Raw genomic sequence first — 6,247 nt, forward strand, 5'->3', positions numbered from 1 at the left:
ATCATTCGTCGTAGCGACGCCATACCTGGCGTCTCTAGGGGATGTCGGTATCATTCGTCGTAGCGACGCCATACCTGGCGTCTCTAGGGGATGTCGGTAGCATTCATCGTAGCGACGCCATACCTGGCGTCTCTAGGGGATGTCGGTAGCATTCGTCATGGAGACGCCAGGTATGGCGTCTTTACGGGGATGTATTACCGCCCGAGGACCCGCGCCAGGGCCGAGAGCAGGCGGTCGACGGTGTCGGGCCGGCTGTTGTAGCCCATCAGGCCCACGCGCCAGACCTTTCCGGCCAGCTGGCCGAGGCCGCCGGCGATTTCGATATTGTGCTCCAGCAGTAACGTGCGTGCGACAGCTTTGGCGTCGACGCCGTCCGGCACGCGGACGGTCGTCAGGCTGGGTAGGCGGATTTCTTTATCCACATGACAGGAGAGCCCGATCCCTTCCAGGCCGGCCCAGAACCGTTCAGCGGTTTTCTGATGCCGCTCCCAGCGGGCTTCGAGGCCTTCTTCGGCTACGATCCGCAGCGCCTCTCGGAGCGCGTAGTTCATGCTGATCGGCGCTGTGTGGTGGTAGGTGCGGGACTCGCCCCAGTAGTTGGCCACCATGCTCATGTCCAGGTACCAGTTGGGGACCTTCGTTTTTCGATTCTGGAGCCGCTCGACCGCTCGCGGCCCGAACGTGAGCGGGCCGAGGCCGGGCGGGCAGCTGAGGCATTTCTGGGTGCCGCTGTACGCGAGGTCCACGCCCCAGGCGTCGAGGAACAGGGGCACGCCGGCGAGGCTGGTGACGGAGTCGACCAGCAGCAGGCAATCGATCTCGCGGCACAACGCGCTGACGCCTTCAAGTGGCTGCCGCGCGCCGGTCGACGTTTCGGCATGGACGAGCCCGAGCACTTTCGGGCGGTGCGCCTTGAGGGCGGTCTTGATCTCGTCCAATGAAAACGACTGTCCCCAGGGTTTATCCATCCGATGGACCACGCCGCCGTAGCGGCCGGCCATATCTACCATCCGCTCCCCAAAATACCCATTGACGCCCACCAGCACGCTGTCGCCGGGCTCGATCATGTTGGCCAGCGTCGCCTCCATCGCCGCGCTACCCGTGCCGCTGACGGGCACTGTCAGCTTGTTGTCCGTCTGCCACGCGTACCGCAGCAGCTCCTGGACTTCGTTCATGAGGGCGATAAATTCGGGGTCCAGGTGGCCGACCTGGGCGTTGCCGATGGCCTGGAGCACGCGGGGATGCGCGTTCGAGGGGCCGGGGCCCAGCAGGAGACGGGGGGAGGTTTCCAGCTGCTTGGTCTGGATGCGGTGGGTGTTGTTGACGACAGGGGTGGGCATAGGGCTTGGTGTTGAGCGTGGTGCGAGACACGCGGTAAATAATGATTTAGATGAATCGCCAAAATAGGGTGGTGGGTGTTATTCCGCGATAAATTTTTCGCCGGCCTGCAAGACCCGCTGTGACTGGCCGACGGCGGCGCAGGCGGTCACGAACAGCGCCGGTGGCGCCGTGTTGAAGGCGAACATTTCATAGTGGCAGGGGATGACGGTTTTAGCGCCGATGGCTTTCGCGAGGCGGGCGGCTTCCTCGCCGTTCAAGTTGCCGGCCACCCGGCGCTCGGGTAGATTGCCGTTGATCGGTAACAGGGCGACGTCGATGTCGAACTTCTGCAGCTGATCCTCCAGGCCCGGGTATGTTAACGTGTCGCCGCTGTGGTAGATCGTGTAGGGTCCGAACCGGACGACATACCCCATGTACAGGTGCCGGCCCTCGGCGTCGGTCTCGAGGTCGTTGTGTGCGGCGGGGACGCCGTGAAAGGTGAAGCCGGCGATGCTGACCGAGGCGCCGGCGGTGAGGCCACGCGGCCACTCGGGATCACTTTCCAATCGCTTCGCGACAAATGCCCGGTTCGCTTCGGGGATGACGAGCTCGAGGCCCGGATTGACATCGAGCAGTGGCCCGAGCGTCTCCGCGTCCAGGTGGTCCGTATGGTTGTGGCTGGACGTGGCGACATCGACGAAGTCCAGTCGCTCCGGCGCGATCACCCGCTCCGTCATCCGCACATGCGGCTTGTCGGTTCTGGCGTATTTTCGCGTGAGCGAATCCGAGAGGTAGGGATCGAGCAATAGGTGCCGGCCCCGGTGCTGCACCAGAAAGCCGCTCTGCCCGAGCCACCAGAGCCGAAAACCGTCCGGCTCCGCGCAGGTCCGCTCAATATCAGCCAGCAAGACGTCGTCGGATTGGAGAGGGGGGATCATGGGGAAATGCAAAGGGTGAAGTGCAAAATGCAAAATGGGGTGTGCGTGGGGATCATGGGGTTGGCAGGTTGCAAGTTGGCAAGATCCAGGTTGCAGGTTATAGGATACGCTTGGTATGTAAAAACCTGCCAACCTGCAACCAATTAGTCGACCGTCTCGGTGATGACGCCGTTTGTTTTGTTCTTCAGGATGCGTTTCACGCGTCCGTCGGGCATGCGTTCTTCCTTGATGAGCACCTGGCCTTCATACTCGTTGGCGTTAATGCCGATCTTCTTGGTCGTGCCGCCGCGCCACTCCATCTCGATGGGCTCCCATTGCTTCGACTTCACCGATCGGTAACAGGCGTCGATGACGGCGTTGACCACGTAGCCGTCGTAAAAGTCCTCCATCGGCCGGCGGCCCTGCTCCATCGCCTCGAACATGTCGGTGAACATGTGGACGTAGCCCAGGGCGTGGATCTCGTCGCCGACGGGGAAGAGCCAGCCTTTTTCGGTCTCCGACTTCTCCGCCACGTAGCCGCCGGCGGCGCCGGTGGTGAACATCTCGAAGCCCGTCCGCAAAAAGTGATTGAGCATGATGGTCCCCTCCGTGCCGGCCACCTCGTCGCGCAGGTCCATGCCCCCACGGAAGGCCCAACTGACCTCGAACTGCCCGATGGCGCCGCTTTCATATCGGATGAGCGCGATGGCCTGGTCCTCGGCGGCGATCGGGTGGTAGAGCGTATCCGCCCAACACATTACCTCCACCGGCCGATTATCCTTACCTACGAATGTCCGCGTGATCTCGATGCAGTGGCACCCGAGGTCGACGATTGCGCCGCCGCCGGCCTGCTCTTTGTCCCAGAACCACGAGCTGTGCGGCCCCGGATGGGTCTCGCGGGAGCGGACCCAGAGGATATCGCCCAGGGCGCCGGCCCGGACGGACTCGGCCGCCTTCAGGGTCTTCGGGGTGTAGGTGAGATCTTCCAGATACCCGTGGAACACGCCGGCTTTCTCCACGATGTCGAGCATCTCCTTCGCCTCGGCGGCCGTGCGCGCCAGCGGCTTCGTGCAGAGCACTGCCTTGCCGGCGGCGGCCGCCAGCCGCGTGCACTCCACGTGCCGGTTGTTCGGCAACCCGATCACGACCGTGTCTGTATCCGCAGCCTCGATCGCCTCCTTCAGGTCCGTCGTCCACCGCGGGATGTTCCAGTCTTTCGCGAATTGCCGCGCTCGCTCCTCGCTGCGCGAATACACCATCGTGACGCGGTCGCGGCTACGCTGGCTGTGGAGGGTCATCGTGTAAAACATGCCGATGAGCCCGGTGCCGAGCATTGTGACGTTGTGGGAAATCATGGTTGGCAGGTTGGCAGGTTGCAGGCTTGTCCTGAGGGCCGTCGGCTATCGCCGACGGCCTCGAAGGATCTTAGGTTGGCAGGCTTGGAAACGTACGAGATTCCGTTTCCTCATCGTCATCCCCGACTCCGATCGGGGATCCATGCAACCAATCGGCCATGTATGGATCCCCAATCCAGTTGGGGATGACGAGTGTGAGAGTTAATGGTCTGACCAGATGGCTGGCGGCCTCGCAGGCTTCGCACGTTAACAAATCTACCGGAAACCTGAAACCGCAAAATCTATCGCGCAGGTTGACCTCGGCAGGCGGGGCCGCTATCTTGGGTCAGGAAAATATCCGAATGTCCGGACAATTCAAATGTGTATGCCCCCTTTTCGTCTGTTTCTCGTCGCCTCGCTGCTCATGTTGGCCGCCTGCTCCGGAGCGAAGCCGGATCTGCTCCCCATTGATACGGAGGCGGATGGCGATGTCATGGCGCCCCGTTTCCGCGTTCTGGTATTCTCCCACACCACCGGCTTCCGCCACGACGCCATTCCCGAGGGGGTCGCGGCCGTCCGGACCCTCGGCCTGGCACACGGCTTCGAAGTCGAGGCCACCGAGGACCCCACCGTCTTCACCGACGATTACCTCGCCGGCTTCGACGCCGTCGTCTTCATGAACACCAACGGGACGCTGTTCGACGCCCCGCAGCGGGCGGCGTTCGAGCGCTACATCCAGGCCGGCGGCGGCTTTGCCGGCGTGCACAGCGCGGCGGCGACAGAATACGACTGGGCCTGGTACGGCGGTCTCGTCGGCGCCTGGTTCGATACTCACCCGACGCCGCAGGAGGCGACCGTCCAGGTGCTCGACCGCGTTCATCCCGCGACACGCCGGCTGCCGGCGGAGTGGACCCGCTTCGACGAATGGTACAACTACCGCCTCAACCCGCGCGGCGCCGTGCACATCCTCATGGCGCTCGACGAGCGCACCTACGAAGGGGGGACGATGGGCTTCGATCACCCCATCGCCTGGGCGCAGGTCTACGAAGGCGGCCGCGCCTGGTACACCGGCCTCGGCCACACGAAAGAGGCGTTTGCGGAGCCCCTGTTTCTCCATCACCTGCTGGGCGGCATCGAGTGGGCCGCTGGCGCGGCGGAGGGCGACGTACACGCTTCGCTGGCTTCGAACTACGAGAAAGTGGTGCTCGCCGAAAACGTCGCCATCCCGATGGAGCTCGATGTCGCCGTCGATGGCCGGGTGTTTTTCATCGAACGCGCCGGCGCGCTTATGGTCTGGGAGCCCGGAGCCACCGAGGCCCGCGCCGCCGGCTGGCTGCCCGTCCACATGCTCATCGAAGACGGCCTGCTGGGCCTAGCGCTCGACCCGAACTTCGCCGTCAACAACTGGATCTACCTGTTTTACGCCCCGGCTGACGCCGGCCCCTCCCGCCTCTCACGGTTCACGTTCGATGGGCGCTGGCTGGATCTGTCGACCGAGAAGATCCTCCTGACCGTGCCGTTCCAGCGGGAATGGTGCTGCCACCACGCCGGCGGGCTCCAGTTCGACAAACACGGCAACCTCTACCTATCCACCGGCGACAACAGCAACGCGTACGACTCGAAGGGGAGCCCGCTCAACGAGACGCCCGAGGGCAAGCTGCAGGACTCGCAGCGGACGTCGGGTAATACGAACGACCTGCGCGGCAAAATCTTGCGGATCCACCCCGAGCCCGACGGCTCGTACACGATCCCCGCCGGCAACCTCTTCCCGCCCGGCGCCGACAGCACGCGGTCCGAGATCTACACGATGGGCCACCGCAACCCCTTCCGCTTCGCTATCGACGACGAAACCGGATGGCTATACTGGGGCGACGTGGGTAACGGCAGCCCGCCCAGCGAACGCGGGGGTTGGGGATGGGACGAGTTCAACCAGGCGCGCGGGCCGGGCTTTTTCGGGTGGCCGTATTTCGTGGGCCCCAACGATGCGTTTAACGATTATAGCTACGCCACGGGCGAGATCGGGCCGCCGTTTAATCCTGCTCATCCCATCAACGACTCGCCGCACAACACCGGCCGGCGCGTATTGCCCCCGTCGCAGCCGGCGATGATCTGGTACACCTACGGCGCGTCCGACGCCTTCCCGGAACTCGGCGCCGGCGGCATCAACCCGATGGCCGGCCCGATCTACCACCGGAAGCCAGGTTATGGGCTAAACGCCCTGCCCGACTACTTCGAGGACACCCTCATCATCTACGAGTGGATGCGCAACTGGATGATGGAGGTCAAGTTCGACGACGCCGGCAACCTGATGAAAATCAGCCCCCTCCTCCCCGGGCTGGATTTTGTACGACCGGTGGATGTGGAAGTCGGCCCCGACGGGCGGCTCTACGTTCTCGAATGGGGCGATGCCTTCTGGGGCAGCAACGATAACGCGAAGCTCGTTGTGGTGAACTACCACGGCGCCGCGCCGCGACCGATGCCGCCGCAGGTCGCCCGCCAGTCCCCGGCCCCCCGGATCGTTTCCCCCGCGGAAGGCGCCGTGTTCGACTTCGATACGCCGATCAACTATGCTGTCGAGCCCGCCGGCGGGCGCATGGAAGTGCGCCTTTACAGCGGATTCGACACCTACGCCCTCCCGCTCGACACCCTCACCGCGGCTACCGGGACGTTCACGAT

4 protein-coding genes are annotated in these 6,247 nt (G+C 63.9%); 1 reads left to right on the forward strand and 3 read right to left on the reverse strand.

The window, feature by feature from the left end; translation table 11 throughout:
• Window positions 1–194 precede the first annotated feature (194 nt).
• The 3 genes from SH809_14045 to SH809_14055 all read right to left on the reverse strand — a co-directional run bounded on the left by SH809_14045 (window position 195) and on the right by SH809_14055 (window position 3,592).
• A complete protein-coding gene (locus tag SH809_14045; protein ID MDZ4700826.1) occupies window positions 195–1,340 on the reverse strand; it encodes an alanine--glyoxylate aminotransferase family protein in 1,146 nt (381 codons plus the stop codon).
• Between the two features lie 78 nt (window positions 1,341–1,418).
• Window positions 1,419–2,258 carry an MBL fold metallo-hydrolase gene (locus tag SH809_14050; protein ID MDZ4700827.1) on the reverse strand — a complete coding sequence of 280 codons (840 nt, stop codon included), beginning with the start codon at window positions 2,256–2,258 and terminating at the stop codon, window positions 1,419–1,421.
• A gap of 143 nt (window positions 2,259–2,401) precedes the next feature.
• Window positions 2,402–3,592 (reverse strand): Gfo/Idh/MocA family oxidoreductase, encoded by a 1,191-nt coding sequence (locus tag SH809_14055; GenBank protein ID MDZ4700828.1) that lies wholly within the window; start codon window positions 3,590–3,592, stop codon window positions 2,402–2,404.
• Between the two features lie 364 nt (window positions 3,593–3,956).
• On the opposite strand from SH809_14055, the gene SH809_14060 reads away from it, so the two are divergent.
• On the forward strand, window positions 3,957–6,247 hold a 2,291-nt coding region (locus SH809_14060), incomplete at its 3' end, for a ThuA domain-containing protein (GenBank protein MDZ4700829.1).

This window comes from Rhodothermales bacterium (assembly GCA_034439735.1).
Classification (GTDB): domain Bacteria; phylum Bacteroidota; class Rhodothermia; order Rhodothermales; family JAHQVL01; genus JAWKNW01.